General features: G+C 71.6%; 16 protein-coding genes. 11 read left to right on the top strand and 5 right to left on the bottom strand.

Going from position 1 to position 13,885, the window contains the following annotated elements; genetic code table 11:
• Positions 1-18: 18 nt before the first annotated feature.
• A complete protein-coding gene (locus ACE7GA_RS04260; RefSeq protein WP_376096091.1) occupies positions 19-1,230 on the bottom strand; it encodes a M20/M25/M40 family metallo-hydrolase in 1,212 nt (403 codons plus the stop codon).
• A gap of 216 nt (positions 1,231-1,446) precedes the next feature.
• Here ACE7GA_RS04260 and ACE7GA_RS04255 point away from each other — a divergent pair, with 216 nt between their 5' ends.
• A complete protein-coding gene (locus ACE7GA_RS04255; protein ID WP_376096088.1) occupies positions 1,447-1,869 on the top strand; it encodes a cupin domain-containing protein in 423 nt (140 codons plus the stop codon).
• 103 nt (positions 1,870-1,972) lie between these two features.
• On the opposite strand, the gene ACE7GA_RS04250 is transcribed toward ACE7GA_RS04255, so the two are convergent.
• Positions 1,973-2,821: a diacylglycerol/lipid kinase family protein gene (locus tag ACE7GA_RS04250; protein WP_376100093.1), complete on the bottom strand. Its 849-nt coding sequence runs from the start codon at positions 2,819-2,821 to the stop codon at positions 1,973-1,975.
• Positions 2,822-3,018: 197 nt separating this feature from the next.
• Between ACE7GA_RS04250 and ACE7GA_RS04245 the strand changes: the two genes are divergently transcribed.
• The 3 genes from ACE7GA_RS04245 (at position 3,019) to ACE7GA_RS04235 (ending at position 5,525) form a co-directional block, all read left to right on the top strand.
• Positions 3,019-3,831 (top strand): UDP-2,3-diacylglucosamine diphosphatase, encoded by an 813-nt coding sequence (locus ACE7GA_RS04245; protein WP_376096085.1) that lies wholly within the window; start codon positions 3,019-3,021, stop codon positions 3,829-3,831.
• Between the two features lie 72 nt (positions 3,832-3,903).
• Positions 3,904-4,905: a glycosyltransferase family 4 protein gene (locus tag ACE7GA_RS04240; RefSeq protein WP_376096082.1), complete on the top strand. Its 1,002-nt coding sequence runs from the start codon at positions 3,904-3,906 to the stop codon at positions 4,903-4,905.
• Positions 4,905-5,525: a class I SAM-dependent methyltransferase gene (locus tag ACE7GA_RS04235; protein WP_376096079.1), complete on the top strand. Its 621-nt coding sequence runs from the start codon at positions 4,905-4,907 to the stop codon at positions 5,523-5,525. Before ACE7GA_RS04240 ends, ACE7GA_RS04235 begins: the two co-directional genes overlap by 1 nt.
• A gap of 9 nt (positions 5,526-5,534) precedes the next feature.
• Here the strand turns inward: ACE7GA_RS04235 and ACE7GA_RS04230 are convergent, their stop codons facing one another.
• The gene (locus ACE7GA_RS04230) at positions 5,535-6,035 is read right to left on the bottom strand and encodes a vitamin K epoxide reductase family protein (RefSeq protein WP_376096076.1); all 501 of its coding nucleotides are present in this window, start codon (positions 6,033-6,035) and stop codon (positions 5,535-5,537) included.
• Between the two features lie 198 nt (positions 6,036-6,233).
• Between ACE7GA_RS04230 and ACE7GA_RS04225 the strand changes: the two genes are divergently transcribed.
• From ACE7GA_RS04225 to ACE7GA_RS04195, 7 genes are all read left to right on the top strand, one after another.
• Entirely contained in the window at positions 6,234-7,571 is a 1,338-nt protein-coding gene (locus tag ACE7GA_RS04225) for an extracellular solute-binding protein (protein ID WP_376096073.1), read from the top strand.
• A gap of 64 nt (positions 7,572-7,635) precedes the next feature.
• A complete protein-coding gene (locus ACE7GA_RS04220; protein ID WP_376096070.1) occupies positions 7,636-8,523 on the top strand; it encodes a carbohydrate ABC transporter permease in 888 nt (295 codons plus the stop codon).
• A 12-nt stretch (positions 8,524-8,535) separates the two neighbouring features.
• Entirely contained in the window at positions 8,536-9,447 is a 912-nt protein-coding gene (locus ACE7GA_RS04215; RefSeq protein WP_376096067.1) for an ABC transporter permease subunit, read from the top strand.
• A 9-nt stretch (positions 9,448-9,456) separates the two neighbouring features.
• A complete protein-coding gene (locus tag ACE7GA_RS04210) occupies positions 9,457-10,566 on the top strand; it encodes an ABC transporter ATP-binding protein (protein ID WP_376096064.1) in 1,110 nt (369 codons plus the stop codon).
• 72 nt (positions 10,567-10,638) lie between these two features.
• Positions 10,639-10,911 carry a hypothetical protein gene (locus tag ACE7GA_RS04205; RefSeq protein WP_376096061.1) on the top strand — a complete coding sequence of 91 codons (273 nt, stop codon included), beginning with the start codon at positions 10,639-10,641 and terminating at the stop codon, positions 10,909-10,911.
• 44 nt (positions 10,912-10,955) lie between these two features.
• Positions 10,956-11,477: a cation:proton antiporter gene (locus ACE7GA_RS04200; RefSeq protein ID WP_376096058.1), complete on the top strand. Its 522-nt coding sequence runs from the start codon at positions 10,956-10,958 to the stop codon at positions 11,475-11,477.
• A 115-nt stretch (positions 11,478-11,592) separates the two neighbouring features.
• On the top strand, positions 11,593-12,099 hold the full coding sequence (locus ACE7GA_RS04195) for a hypothetical protein (protein ID WP_376096055.1): 507 nt from the start codon (positions 11,593-11,595) through the stop codon (positions 12,097-12,099).
• Positions 12,100-12,350: 251 nt separating this feature from the next.
• Here the strand turns inward: ACE7GA_RS04195 and ACE7GA_RS04190 are convergent, their stop codons facing one another.
• Together ACE7GA_RS04190 and ACE7GA_RS04185 are read right to left on the bottom strand one after the other, a co-directional pair.
• Entirely contained in the window at positions 12,351-13,184 is an 834-nt protein-coding gene (locus ACE7GA_RS04190) for an HWE histidine kinase domain-containing protein (protein WP_376096052.1), read from the bottom strand.
• Positions 13,181-13,882 (bottom strand): GAF domain-containing protein, encoded by a 702-nt coding sequence (locus tag ACE7GA_RS04185; protein ID WP_376096049.1) that lies wholly within the window; start codon positions 13,880-13,882, stop codon positions 13,181-13,183. The genes ACE7GA_RS04190 and ACE7GA_RS04185 overlap by 4 nt, the downstream gene beginning before the upstream one ends.
• Positions 13,883-13,885 lie beyond the last annotated feature (3 nt).

Raw genomic sequence — 13,885 nt, 5'->3', positions numbered from 1 at the left:
CCCCGGGGAAACCCGGCGTCAGTCCACCTCGGCGCCGGCCATGGCGAGGATGGTGGCGAAGGCCAGTTGCATGTCATGGAGGGACCGCGTGGGCTCGACGTCGATGTACTCGTCCAACGTGTGCGCGCCCGCGCCCGCGCCGGCCGACACCGCGATGCCCGGGATGCCGAGCGAGATCGGGATGGACGCGTCGGTCGAGGACGCGACCGTCTTCGGCGCGAAGCCCAGCGCGTCCGCGGCCGCTCGAGCGTGCGCGACCAATTCGCTGGACGTGTCGATCGCCCCGGCGGGGCGGTCGCCGATGACCTTTACCTCGGCGGTCACGGGGCCCTTGGACGTGTCGCGCGCCGCGTTCTCCTCGGCTACCGCGCGCTGCACGATCGCGTTGAAGTCCTCGTCGATCCGGCGCAATTCCGCAGCGTCGTCGGATCGCAGGTCCACCTCCAGCCACATCTCGTTGGGAATGGAGTTCACCGACGTCCCGCCGCCCACCACGCTAGCGGAGAAGGTCGTGCGCGGCGTCTCCGGTACGCGCATCCGCGACAACGCGGACATTGCTCCGGCCATCGCAAAGGACGGTGAGACGATCCCGAAATCCATGAAGGAATGCCCGCCCGGCCCCCGGAAGCTCACGCGGTAGCGCCGCGAGCCCGTGGCACCGGAGACGATGGTTCCCATCCCCATCGGCCCCTCGACCGACACGAACCCCTGGATGCGCCCTGCGTGGTCGCCCTTCGTGAACAGGAACCGCACGCCCCGCAGGTCGCCCAGCCCTTCCTCGCCCACATTGCCGACGAAGAGGATGTCGTGCCGCGTCCGGATCCCCGCCGCGTTCATCGCGCGCAGGAAGGCCAGGTTCATGGCGAGCGACCGCGTGTCGTCCCCGATTCCCGGCGCATAGATCCGCGTCCCCTCCCGCCGCGGCGTCAGGTCCGTGCCGGCCGGGAAGACCGTGTCCAGATGGGCCGCGACGCAGACGAGCGATCCGTTCCCGGTGCCGCGCCGCAGGCCGAAGGCATTGCCCTCCGCATCCATGGCGCAGTCCTCCAGCGCCTCGGCCCGCAGCATGTCGAGGTAGTGGCGCCCCCGCACCTCCTCCCCGAAGAAGGGCGCGGGGATCTGGACGAGTTCCAGCGTTTCCTCGACGAAGCGGTCGTGGTGCGCGGCCAGGTGTGCCAGCGCGGCCTTCCAGGCCGGGCTCGCCATGATGCGCGCCACCGTATCCGTCATCGCTCCGTCATCCTTGCTACCCTGCGGGGATGGGCCAGAGGCGTGTTCGTGACAAGGGCGGTCCGGCCGGACCGCGGTGCGGCACGCCTCGGTTACACCCCCGATCCATTTTGCTGGCGGGCGCGCCGACGTCCCCCGTAACGTCCGGACGATGGGCGACCGGGCGGCCCCGTCCGGGTTGCCGGCTTTTCCATCGATCAGAGGGAATGCCCGACGATGCGCATGAAATTCCTGGCAGGCGGCGGCGCCGCGCTCTCCCTGGCCTTCCTGGTCGGGCTCGCCTTCGGGCAAGCCGGCTTGGCGCAGCCTGCAGTGCCGACCCAGAACGTCGGTGTCGTGGTGAACCGGACCGCCACGATGGACCTCGGCCCGGAGATCGAAGGCATGGCGGGGCGGCAGCTGCGGCTGCGCGTCATCACCATGGCACCGGGCGGGCTCTTCGCCGAGCACAGCCATCGCGACCGCCCGACGGTGGAGTTCGTCCTGAGCGGCGGTGCCGTCGAGTTCCGTGGCAGTGCGCAGCAGACGGTCCGGGAGGGCGAGTCGATCCTGTCGGACCGGAACACGACGCATTGGTGGCGGAACGACGGCTCCGTGCCCGTGGTGTTCATCGCGGCCGACATCTTCCGCCCGCAGTGAGACCCGCGGCCAGGGCGCCACGTGCCGCGCGGGGTTTGCCCGCGAGGCCGCGACCGCCTGGCCAGGACAGTCTTGGCCGGGCGGCCCGCGCGGCCGACGGCCGTTAGGGCACCATCACCCGGATCGGCGCCGGCGCGTCCTCTACCACCAGCGGTGCCGTTCCCGCCGGGTCGCCATCCGCCTGGGCCGGCGCCCCCGCACCGTCCAGCGTCACGCGGCTGGCGCGATGGATCGCGATTCCCGGCAGCCGCGGCAGCAGGTCCAGCGGCAGCAGCGCCCCCGCCAGCGCTGCCCGCCCCCAGGCACCGGGCATCAGCGCGACGTGGAAGCCCGGCGCCAGCGGCGTCGCGCCTGGCGCCAGCAGGTGCCGCCCGGCGTAGAGCCGCCCCTTCGTTACGACGACCGAGGACGCCAGCCGCGCCGGCGCGCCATCCATCGCCACCGACAGCGTCGGGAAGCGGTAGCGCGGCAGCCCCACCATCGCCTGCCACACATAGGCCCCGCGCCCGATCGCACGCTTCAGCCCGAGGTCCAGCCCGTGCACGACCGAGGCATCGAAGCCCACCCCCATCATCTGCACGAAGATCCGCACCCGCCCGTCCGGGAACCGCCCGAGCCCCGGCCACAGCGACAGCGCGCGTCCATGCCGCAGCACCATCGCCGCGTATTCCGGCCGCAGCGGCACGCCCAGCTCCAGCGCCAGCACGTTCGCCGTCCCGAGCGGCAGGATGCCCAGCGCGGCCTCGCCGCCCATCAGCCCCGACGCCACCTCGCTGATCGTCCCGTCCCCGCCCGCCGCGACGACGAGCGTCGCGCCGTCCCGCGCCGCGTCGCGCGCGATGTGCTCGGCATGGCCGGGATGCGTCGTTTCCATGACGGTCGCGCCGGGCAGCAGCGCGAGCGCACGTTCCAGCCTGCGGCGGCGGCGCGCGCCCGCCGCGGGGTTGAACACGATGAGCAAGGCATCCCCGGAGCAGCCCGAATCCGCGCCCCCTAACGCAGGGGAAACCCGCGACGAAACCTGCCGGCATCAGGATTCAACGAAGCGTCACATAACGCGGGAACCGATGCGGGATTCAAGGAACCTTCACAAGCCATGAGGGAATCGCAGCGTTACAGGCGCAGCAACACAACTCCGGATGGAGTCGGATGCACGACGCGCAGACCCAGCGACGCTACCGCACCGTCTTCCTCTCCGACGTTCACCTGGGCACCCGTGGCTGCCGCGCCGACTTCCTCGCGGACTTCCTGAAGTCCGTGGAGTGTGAGCGCCTCTTCCTCGTTGGCGACATCGTGGATGGCTGGCGCCTGAAGAAGTCCTGGTACTGGGACCCCACGCATGACGAGGTCATCCGGCTGATCCTTCGTATGGCCCGCCACGGCACCGAGGTCACCTACATCCCCGGCAATCACGATGAGATGTTCCGAGACTGGCTGGGCCTGGAGATCGCCGGCGTAAAGCTGGCGCGCGACGCGGTGCACGTTACCGCCGACGGTCGCCGCCTGCTGGTGATCCATGGCGACGAGTTCGACGGCGTCATCCGCTACGCCAAGTTCCTCGCCCATCTCGGCGACTGGGCCTATGACTGGGCCCTGACGATCAACCGCGTCTTCAACGCCGCGCGCCGCCGCCTGGGCTATCCCTACTGGTCGCTCTCCGGCTGGCTGAAGCGCGGCGTGAAGGAAGCCGTGAAGGCCATCGACCGCTTCGAGGTCGCCCTCGCGAACGAGGCGCGGACCCGCGGCCTGCAGGGCGTCGTCTGCGGCCACATCCACCACGCCGAGATGCGCGACATCGGCGGCATCGCCTACATGAACGACGGCGATTGGGTCGAATCCTGCACCGCCCTCGTCGAGCATGCCGACGGCCGCCTTGAACTCGTGGACTGGGCGGCGGAGCGCCGCATGTCGCTCTGGCCCGCGACGCGCGGCGGCCAGGGCCGCGTGCCCGTCCCGGCATAAGGGGTCCGCGCACTGCCCGACTCCGCACCGGCCGCCGAGGGGCTGCCGCCGCCACCCGCCAGGATCCTCATCGTGTCGGATGCGTGGCACCCGCAGGTCAACGGCGTGGTGCGCACGATGGACCGCGTCGTCACGGAACTCCGCGCCGGGGGCGACACGGTCGAGGTGATCGGGCCCGACCGCTTCCTCAACATCCCCGCCCCGTCCTACCCGGAAATCCGCCTCGCCGTCCTGCCGCGGCGGCGACTGACCGCGATCGCGGACGCATTCAAGCCGGATGCCGTGCACATCGCGACCGAAGGCCCGCTCGGCTGGGCCGCGCGCGGCCTCTGCCGGCGTCGCGGGTGGCGCTTCACGACCTCCTACCACACGAAGTTCCCGGAATACGTCCACGCTCGCATCCGCGCGCCGGTGTCCTGGTCCTGGTCCGTGCTGCGGCGCTTCCACGGCGCGTCCCGCGCCGTCCTCGTCGCGACGCCGTCCCTCGCGCGCGAACTGCACGCGCGGGGCATCCACCATACCCTGCCCTGGACGCGCGGCGTGGACCTCGAGCGTTTCCGCCTCGAACCGCGCGAGCTCTTCGAGGGCCTGCCGCGCCCCGTCTTCCTTTATGCCGGCCGCGTCGCCGTCGAGAAGAACATCGAGGCCTTCCTCTCCCTCGACCTGCCGGGATCCAAGGTCGTCGTCGGCGAAGGCCCGGCCCGCGCCGGGCTGATGGCCCGCTTCCCCGACGCGCACTTCACCGGCTACCGCGACAACGGCGTGCTCGCCGCGTCCTATGCCGGGGCCGACGTCTTCGTCTTCCCCTCGCGCACCGATACCTTCGGCCTGGTGCTGCTGGAATCGCTCGCCAGCGGCACGCCCGTCGCGGCCTTCCCTGTCACCGGGCCGCTCGACGTGATCGGCGACGCCCCGGTCGGTGCTCTCTCCGAGGACCTGCGGGACGCGTGCCTGAAGGCGCTGGGCGCGGACCGGGCGGCGTGCCGCGCGCATGCCGAACGCTTCTCCTGGGCGACCTGCGCCGCGCAGTTCCGCGCAGCCCTCGCCCCCGTACGGATGGAGGAAATGGCCTGATGGACGGCAGCCTGGGCACGGCCCGCTCGACGAAGCGGGACGCTGCCCCCGATCGGGGCCGGCCCGCCGGCGGCTTCGCCTTGTTCCTGAAGCGCTGGGCGGCGAACCCGCTGCAGATGGGAAGCGTCGTCCCCTCCTCTTCCTCGCTCACCCGCCGCATCGCGCGCCTGACCACCTGGGGCGAGGACGAGATCGTCGTCGAGCTCGGCGCCGGCACCGGCGTCGTTTCCCGCGCGCTGCTTGCCGCAGGCCTGCCGCCGGAGCGCCTGCACGTCGTGGAAATCGTGCCGGAGATGGCCGAACACCTCCGCGAAACGCTCCCGGGCGTGCGAGTCGTGACCGGCGACGCTTTCACGTTGCCCGACCTGATTCCGCGCCACCTGCACGGCCGCGTCGGCACGGCGATCTGCGGCATTCCGCTGGTGCTGCTGCCGCTCGACCAGCAGCGCCGCTTCGTGCAGGCGGTTGAGGCGGTGTCGCCGGGGCGCGGCTTCCTCCTCTACACCTACTGCATCACCTCGCCGCTTCCCTACCGCGCGCTCGACCTGTCGGCGAAGCGGGAGGCCTGGACGCCGCTCAACCTCCCTCCCGCGAGCGTCTGGCGCTACGTGCCGCGGTAGCCCGTAAGGTCAGGTCGCCCCGCGTACCGCCCGCAGCGTCTCCGGCAGGCTCAGCGCCAGCGTCGCCATCGAGATCAGCGACGCGGTCTGGCAGTAGGCGCAGAGCGCCTGGTTGTCCCGCCATTCCTCCCGTGCGAGGCGCAGATTCGTCGCGACGTCGAATGCCGCCTTCAGTGTCAGCGCGACGGGGATGGCGGGATTCCGCTCCGCCCGGGTCCGCCCGCCCGCCGCGGCCAGCGCCGCCGTCAGCCCGTAGGTGATCGTCATGAGGAAGGCGTCGGGCGTCTGCAGCCGCGCATAGGCGTAATCCGAGGCGTTCACCCGTTCGCTGTCGAAGACATCCACCGGCGGATCCGGCAGCCGCCGCAGCATCCCGAACTGGTACAGCGAGACGACCTGCCCGATCGCCGTGCCGATGAGCGACAGGCCCACCATCCAGCGCCTCCGACGCAGGTCGGGGTCGGTCTCCAGCCGCATCTCGCGCGACAGTCGGGCAGGGGGCGGGGCCATGGCAGGTCTCCGATGAACCCCGGCCGAACGACGCGCCCGCCGCGCGGGTTGCCCGGCCCGGATCGCCGGCCAGGCGCCGTCACGCGGTCGAGACGAAACGGTCTTGCACCTGACCCGCGGCTTACGTCGGCGCGTCACGCCCCGGTGCTACCCGCCGCGTGATCGCCGCACGGCGGCGAAGGGGGGAATGAAGCACCGATGATCCGGACCGTGCTCGCCGGCGCCTTCGCGCTCGGCCTGACCGTCAGCGCCACCACCGCCGAGGCGCAGCAGCGCCAGCGCTTCGAATACTGGTACGGCCTCACCGGCCAGCTCGGCGAGGTGATGGAGCAGCACTGCCGCCGCTTCAACGAATCGCAGACCCGCTACGAGGCGGTCTGCGTCGGCCAGGGCGGCTACGACCGCGCGGAGCAGAACACCATCGCCGCCTTCCGCGCCCGCCAGCACCCGACGCTGGTGCAGATCTACGACGCGGGCACGGTCAACTTCATGCTCTCCGGCGTGACCTACAACGCCGTCCAGTTCGCCCGCGATTTCGACATGCGCCTGAACTGGGCCGACTACTTCCCGGGTATCTCCGCCTACTACGCGACCTCACGCGGGGACATGTGGTCCTTCCCCTACAACTCCTCGACCGCCGTGATGTACTGGAACCGCGAGGCCTGGCGCAGCATCGGCCGCAACGAGCCACCCGCGACCTGGGAGCAGATGGAGCGCGACATGCGCGCCCTCCGCGCCGCCGGCCATGCCTGCCCGCACACCTACGACTTCGATACCTGGCAGTCCGTCGAGCAGATGTCGGCCATCCACGGCGAGCCGATCGCGACGCGCAACAACGGCTATGACGGCCTGGACGCGGAACTCCTCGTCAACCGCGGCCTGATCCCGCGCCACCTCGGCAACCTCCAACGCTGGACGGGCGAAGGCCTGGCGCGCGTCAACACCGCGCAGACCGGCCGTACGATCATCCAGGCCTTCGCCGACGGCACCTGCGCGTCCATGCTTTCCTCCATCGCAAATCACGGCGTGGTCGGCCAGACGGCGCGGGAAGGCCTGGACTGGGGCGTCGCGATGATCCCGCTCTACGAGGGCTACCAGCGCCGGAACTCCCTCGTCGGCGGCGCCTCTCTCTGGGTGCTCCAGGGCAAGTCGCGTGAGGAATACCAGGCCGCCGCCGCCTTCCTCGACTTCGTGCTGACCCCGGCCGAGGTGAAGTGGATGCCACGCGTGACCGGATACATCCCGATCACCCGGCCCGCCTTCCGCGAGATGCAGCAGGAAGGCTTCTACGCGGCCCCGCCCTATGCGGGCCGAGAGATCGCGATGCAGTCCCTCACAGCCACCGAGCCGACGCCGGTGACCCGCGGCATCCGCCTTGGCAACTTCACCTCGATCCGTGCCGAGATCCGGTCGGAATGGGAAGCCGCCGCGTCCGGCCGCAAGACGATCCAACAGGCGCTCGACGACGCGACGATCCGCAGCAACCAAGTCCTCCGCCGGTTCGAGCAGACGATGCGCGGCCGCCAGCTCCCCTGATCCGTGCCACGGCCCGCGGCGGGTGCCGCCGCGGGCCGGACATTCCCCTTCCCCTCGGGTGTCCATGACCGGCAAGCGCGTCACCTTCGACAACATCCCGCTCGCGGTCGCGCTCATCGCGCCGCAGCTCCTCCTCGTCTTCACCTTCTTCTACTGGCCGACGGGCGAGGCGCTCTACTGGGCCTTCACGCTGGAACCGCCCTTCGGCGGCGACAACCAGTGGGTGGGGTGGCAGAACTTCACGACGGTCTTCGGCGACGCGCTCTACTGGAACTCCGTGCGGACCTCCGTGATCTTCGCACTCGCCTCCACGGCGATGGCGATGGGGATCGCGCTGCTGCTCGCGCTGTTCGTGGATCGCCAGTTGCCGGGCTACAAGGCGTATCGGTTCCTCTACTTCCTGCCCTACGCGGTGGCAGCACCGGCCGTGGGCCTCGCCTTCCGCTTCATCTTCGCCCCCGACGCCGGGCTGATCTCCGCGGTCAACGCCTTCTTCCCCGGGATCTGGAACCCCGCGCTGGATGGCAACGACGCGCTGATCCTCGTCACGGTGGCCAATGCCTGGAGCATGGTGGCCTACAACTTTGTCTTCTTCCTCGCGGGGCTCCAGTCCATCCCGCGCTCGTTGACCGAGGCCGCGGCGATGGACGGGTCCGGCGCGGTGCGGCGCATGCGGGACATCCAGTTGCCGCTCCTCGCGCCAACGGTGTTCTTCCTCATTGTCATCAACGTCACCGACAGCTTCGTGAACTCCTTCGGCATCGTGGACATTATGACGGGCGGCGGTCCCGCGCGCGCGACGGACCTGATGGTGTACCGCATCTATTCCGACGGCTTCCGCGGGAAGGACTACTCCCTCGCCGCCGCGCAGAGCATCGTCCTGATGCTCCTTATCGTCGTCCTGACCTTCGTCCAGTTCCGCTACGTCGAGCGGCGCGTGCACTACGTCTGAGGGGAAGCCGCCATGGTCGAACGTACGCCGATCCTCAACGCCCTGACGCATCTGGTCATGCTGTCCGGGCTGATCCTGCTGCTCTTGCCGCTGTACGTCGTCTTCGTCGCCTCGACGCATGACTTCCGCACCGTCAATACCGTTCCCCTGCCGCTCTTCCCCGGCGACCGCATGATCGAGAACTGGACGGCGGTCTGGAACAGCGCGGGCTTCGGCCCGAAGATGCTGAACTCCCTGATCATGGCCACCGGCGTCACGGTCGGGAAAATCGTGCTTGCCGCACTGTCTGCGTTCTCCATCGTGTATTTCCGCTACCGGCTGCGGATGGTCTTCTTCTGGCTGATCTTCATCACGCTCATGCTTCCGCTGGAGGTGCGGATCGTCCCGACCTACGCCGTGGCGGCCGACGTCTTCCGCCCGCTCGGCGCCACGGTGAACACGGTGCTCGACACCATCGCCGGAATCCGCGTGGCCTTCCCGGAATGGAGCCTCCTCAACTCCCATGCCGGCCTGATCCTGCCGCTCGTGGCGACGGCCACCGGAACCTTCCTCTACCGCCAGTTCTTCCTCACCGTCCCCGACGAGCTGGCCGAGGCCGCGAAGATGGACGGGGCCGGCGCCTTCCGCTTCTTCCGCGACGTGCTGATCCCTCTGTCCCGCACGAACATGGCGGCGCTCGCGACGATCATGTTCGTCTATGCCTGGAACCAGTACCTCTGGCCGCTTCTCATCATCACCGACGTTGCGAACTACGGCACCGCGACGATGCAGTTGCAGCGCCTGGTGCCCGGGCCGAACTTCGGGGAGCCGCCGCGCTGGCACACCGCGATGGCCGGCACACTGATGGTGATGCTGCCGCCACTTCTCGTCGTGATCTTCATGCAGCGCTGGTTCGTGCGCGGCCTCGTCAACACCGACCGGTAGGTTCAGCCCATGGCCGACATCACCCTCCGCGGCGCCCGCAAGTCCTACGGCAAGATCGAGGTCGTGCACGGCGTGGACCTTGCCATCGCGCATGGCGAGTTCGTCGTCATCCTCGGCCCCTCCGGCTGCGGCAAGTCCACGCTGCTGCGGATGATCGCGGGGCTGGAATCCATCTCCGCCGGCACGGTTGAGATCGCGGGCCGCGTCGTGAACGACCTGGAGCCGCGGGAGCGCGGCTGCGCCATGGTCTTCCAGAACTACGCCCTCTACCCCCACATGAGCGTGGAGCAGAACATCGGCTACGCGCTGAAGGTGGCGGGCGTTCCGCGGGCCGAGCGCCGGAAGCGGGTAGAGTCCGTGGCTGCCGTCGTCGGCCTCGGCGACTTCCTGGACCGCAAGCCGATGCAGCTCTCCGGCGGCCAGCGGCAGCGCGTCGCCATCGCCCGCGCGATGATCCGGGAACCGAAGGTGTTCCTGTTCGACGAGCCGCTGTCGAACCTCGACGCGAAGCTCCGTGTCCAGATGCGGGTGGAGATCAGGCGGCTGCATGCGCGGATCGGGGGGACGTCGGTCTTCGTCACGCATGACCAGACCGAGGCGATGACGCTCGCCGACCGGATCGTCGTGATGAATGCCGGTCGCATCGAGCAGGTCGGCACGCCCGCCGAGGTGTACCGCCGGCCGGAAAGCCGCTTCGTCGCGGGCTTCATCGGCACGCCGCCGATGAACCTGCTGGAGGGAGAGATCGCGGGACCCGGGCAGGTGCGCCTCGCCGACGGGACGGTGCTGCCCTTCGATCCCGCACGCTTCTCGGGGCGCCCCGGGCAGGCCGTGACCTTCGGCATCCGCCCGGAGAACCTGCGGCCCGCCGAGGCGGGGATCCCGATGGCGGTGGACGTGGTCGAGGAACTCGGCGCGGGCCGGCTGGCGCACGGGGTCTTCGCCGGGCGCGAGTTCGTGGCGGCGCTGCCGGAGGAGAACGAGGTGCGGGCCGGGACGAGCCTGTCGCTGCACCTCGATCCCGGTCTGGTGCATCTCTTCGAGGCGGGGACGGGTCGGCGCTTGCCGGCGGCCGGGGCGACCGCGACGGAGCCGGCGCGGGACCTCGCCCCAGCCTGACGCGGGGCCGCAACCCCGCCCGACCCGCCCCGTTCCGCCCCCGCCCCCACGGGGGACCGAACGGAGCCCCGCTTGCCCGAAGTCCGCTTCGTCGCGATGACGATCGTCTGCGTCGGCGTCCTGCTGGCGATCGCGCGGCTGCTGCGCCTGCCGCCTTCGATCGTCGTGTTCTCGGGCGGGCTTGCCTCGATCCTGCTGCCGGGGCCGCTGCCGCCGGTGCGCGTGGACCCGCTGATCGTGCTGGGGCTGCTTCTGCCGCCGGTGCTGTATGCGGGGGTGACGGACCTGTCGCCGGCGACGCTGCGGCACGCGGCCTGGCGGGGGTCGCGACGGGGGCCGTTCTGACGATCTCCCTCGTCGCGGCGGCCGGGTACGCGACGCATCTGCTGTTGCCGGGGCTGGATCCTGTGGCCTGCCTCGCGGTCGGCGTCGCGGTCGCGGTGGCGGAGCCACGGATCGCCGTGGACACCGGCGCGATCCGCGCCCTGCCGCGGGCGATGGCGGACGCGCTCAGCGCGCAACTCGCCTCGGCGCCGCTGGTCGGCGTGTCGCTCTCGCTCATCGCGGCGAAGGCAGTGGGTGGGCCGCTGCCGACGGCGGGCGGGATCGCGCTGACCTTCCTGAAGGATCTGGCGATCGGCGGGACGCTCGGGGCAGCGCTCGGCTTCGCGATCGCGGCGCTGCGGCGGCGGCTGACGGATGCACCGGCCGAGGCGGCGCTGTCCTTCGCGACGCCCTTCGCGGCGGCGGCGGTGGGGGACGTGCTCGGGCTCAATCCCATCGCGGTGCTGATCGCGGCGGGGCTGGTGCTGGCCTGGCGGTCGGTGGACCGGGAAACCGGGAGTCGATCGCCTCGCCGGAGGCGCGGCTGCTGGTGCGCGACCTTTGGGCGGCGCTGGCGGCGGTACTGAACGGGGCGCTGTTCTTCCTGATGGGGCGGGCGCTGCCGGAGGCGCTGGGGGTGCCGCGGCGCTGCCCTGGACGACCCTCGCGGCCACGGCGGCGGCGCTGCTGCTGCTGTGTGCCGTGGTGCAGTTCGCGGTGTCCTGGGCGACGCTCGCGGCACCGGCGGCGCCGGGCGTGCCGCGTGAGGGCGGGGGGCGCGTGCCGTCCTGGCAGGCGGCCGCCGTGCTGTCCCTGACGGCGGGGCGGAGCGTGGTGGCGCTGGCGATCGCGCTGGCGCTGCCGGCGCAGGCCCCGGACGGGACGCCGTACCCGGCGCGGGACGCGGTGGTGGCGCTGGTGGCGATCGCGGTCATCGCCTCGCACCTGCTGCAATGGGCTGTCCTGCCGGGGATGCTGCGCTGGGCGCGGCCGGCGGGGGAGCAGGAGGCGGAGGAGGAGACCGCGGAGGCGCGGCATGCGGCCTCTGCCGCCGATGCTGACGACCCGGAGGCGGCGCGCCGGCGGCTGCGGGCGCTGCGGGACGAGGACCGGATCGGCGACGCCGCGATGCATGCCGGGGAGACGGCGGCGGCGCTGCGGGCCCGGGCGGCGGAGGTGGCGGAGCCGGAGGCGGGCGGGCGGGGGTGATACCCGCGGGTGACCCGCGCGCGGTGACGGGGCGCGTCGGCCCTGGGCGGACGAGGGGTTGGCTTGGTGGTTGCGGGCGTGGAGCATCGGCCGCGCCCGGTCCGCAGCGACGGAGCGTGGTGCCGGGCGGGAGGTCAGCGCTTCCGGAGATGGGTTCGTGAGCGGGCGTGCCGGGTCGGTCGGGAGGTGGTTCGGACCGAAGGCGGCCGGGGCGGTTCCGGCGGGGGTGTTGCGGGCGTTCGGGCGGGGCGTCAGGTGCCGAGCCGGGCCACGGGGGCGGCGGCTTCGAGGGTGAGGCCTTCGGGCGCGAAGCGGAGGGCAGTGGTGCCGTGCCAGGCACGGCGGAGGTTGTCCTCGATCAGGCGCGTACCGAAGCCGCGGCGGGTTGGGGGCGTCACCGGGGGGCCGCCGGCTTCGACCCAGCGGAAGCGGAGGATGCGGTCGGGGCCCGCGCCCTCGAGCGTCCAGGTGACGGCGACGCGGCCGCCGGGGACGGAGAGGGCGCCGTATTTCGCGGCGTTCGTGGCGAGTTCGTGCAGGGCGAGGGCCAGGGCGAGGGCGGCGTTGGAGCCGAGGCGGACGGGCGGGCCTTCGGCCACCAGGTGGTCGCCGCCGGCGCCGTGGAGGGCGATGATGCCGCGGAGGAGGTCGCGGAGGGTGGTGTCGGCGCGGCCTTCGGCCAGCAGGTCGTGGGCACGGGCGAGGGCGCGGAGGCGGGCGCCGAAGGCGTCGCGCGCGGCGTCCAGCGTCGGGGCGCTGCGGAAGGTCTGGGCGGCGAGGGCCTGGACGAGGGCGAGATTGTTCTTCACGCGGTGGAGGAGCTCGGCCATCAGGAGGCGCTGCTTTTCCTCCGCGCGCTTGCGGTCCGTGATGTCCTGGACGACGCCGCGGAGGCGGAGGGGCTGGCCGGAAGCGTCGCGCACGATCTCCCCGCTGCGGGAGAGCCAGCGTTCTTCCCCGGTGTCGGCGCGGTGGATGCGGAACTCGACGCTTGGCTGGATGCGGCCGGCGGCGCGGTCGGCGGGGCTGGTGACGGCGGACCAGTCTTCCGCGAAGACCTGGGCGCGGATGGAGGCGGGGGTCATCGGCGCGTCCGGGGCGACGCCGTAGATCGCGCGGAAGCGGGGGAGGCGAGGAGGATGTTGGTGGCCACCTCGATCTCGAAGGCGCCGATGCCGCCGGCTTCCTGGGCGAGGCGGAGGCGTTCTTCGGCGTCGCGCAGGGCCTGGGCTTCCGCGGCGCGGTCGCGGAGGGTGCGGCGGAGTTCGAGCTGGATCATCACCTGGCGGGCCAGGCGGGAGAGGGTGCGGCGCTGGAAGTCCGTGAGCCTGCGAGTGCGGGTGTCGAGGACGCAGACGGTGCCGATCGGCAGGCCTTCCGGCGTTTCGAGCAGGGCGCCGGCGTAGAAGCGGATGCCGTTGGCCGGCGTGACGAGGGGGTTGCGGGCGAAGCGGGGGTCTTCGCGGGCGTCCGGGACCTCCGTGATGCCGGGGGTGAGGATGGCCTTGGCGCAGAAGGAGGAGTCGAGGGGGGTGGAGTCCACGCCGATGCCGACTTCCGCCTTGAACCATTGGCGGTCGGTCGCGACGAGGTTCACGACGGCGATGGGGGTGCCGCAGATCTCGGCGGCCATGGCGGCGATGTCGTCGAAATCCGCTTCGCGCGGGGTGTCCAGGATCCCGTAGCGGAGGAGGGCGCGGAGGCGTGCGGATTCGTCCCAGGGCGGGGCCGGTGGGCCGCGGTCCGGGGCCTCGGCGGCCGGGGGCGGCGCGACCAGATCCATCGC

The sequence above is a fragment of the Roseomonas sp. CCTCC AB2023176 genome, from assembly GCF_042259275.1.
Classification (GTDB): domain Bacteria; phylum Pseudomonadota; class Alphaproteobacteria; order Acetobacterales; family Acetobacteraceae; genus Roseomonas.
The sequence above is the reverse complement of the archived record's forward strand: the minus strand, read 5'-3'. Positions and strand labels throughout refer to the sequence as shown.

What these genes read in the sequence shown, in the direction of transcription:
- ACE7GA_RS04260 (WP_376096091.1), bottom strand. Translation starts at nt 1,230, where the DNA reads ATGACGGATACGGTGGCGCGCATCATGGCGAGCCCGGCCTGGAAGGCC.
- ACE7GA_RS04255 (WP_376096088.1), top strand. Translation starts at nt 1,447, where the DNA reads ATGCGCATGAAATTCCTGGCAGGCGGCGGCGCCGCGCTCTCCCTGGCC.
- ACE7GA_RS04245 (WP_376096085.1), top strand. Translation starts at nt 3,019, where the DNA reads ATGCACGACGCGCAGACCCAGCGACGCTACCGCACCGTCTTCCTCTCC.
- ACE7GA_RS04235 (WP_376096079.1), top strand. Translation starts at nt 4,905, where the DNA reads ATGGACGGCAGCCTGGGCACGGCCCGCTCGACGAAGCGGGACGCTGCC.
- ACE7GA_RS04230 (WP_376096076.1), bottom strand. Translation starts at nt 6,035, where the DNA reads ATGGCCCCGCCCCCTGCCCGACTGTCGCGCGAGATGCGGCTGGAGACC.
- ACE7GA_RS04225 (WP_376096073.1), top strand. Translation starts at nt 6,234, where the DNA reads ATGATCCGGACCGTGCTCGCCGGCGCCTTCGCGCTCGGCCTGACCGTC.
- ACE7GA_RS04220 (WP_376096070.1), top strand. Translation starts at nt 7,636, where the DNA reads ATGACCGGCAAGCGCGTCACCTTCGACAACATCCCGCTCGCGGTCGCG.
- ACE7GA_RS04215 (WP_376096067.1), top strand. Translation starts at nt 8,536, where the DNA reads ATGGTCGAACGTACGCCGATCCTCAACGCCCTGACGCATCTGGTCATG.
- ACE7GA_RS04210 (WP_376096064.1), top strand. Translation starts at nt 9,457, where the DNA reads ATGGCCGACATCACCCTCCGCGGCGCCCGCAAGTCCTACGGCAAGATC.
- ACE7GA_RS04190 (WP_376096052.1), bottom strand. Translation starts at nt 13,184, where the DNA reads ATGACCCCCGCCTCCATCCGCGCCCAGGTCTTCGCGGAAGACTGGTCC.
- ACE7GA_RS04185 (WP_376096049.1), bottom strand. Translation starts at nt 13,882, where the DNA reads ATGGATCTGGTCGCGCCGCCCCCGGCCGCCGAGGCCCCGGACCGCGGC.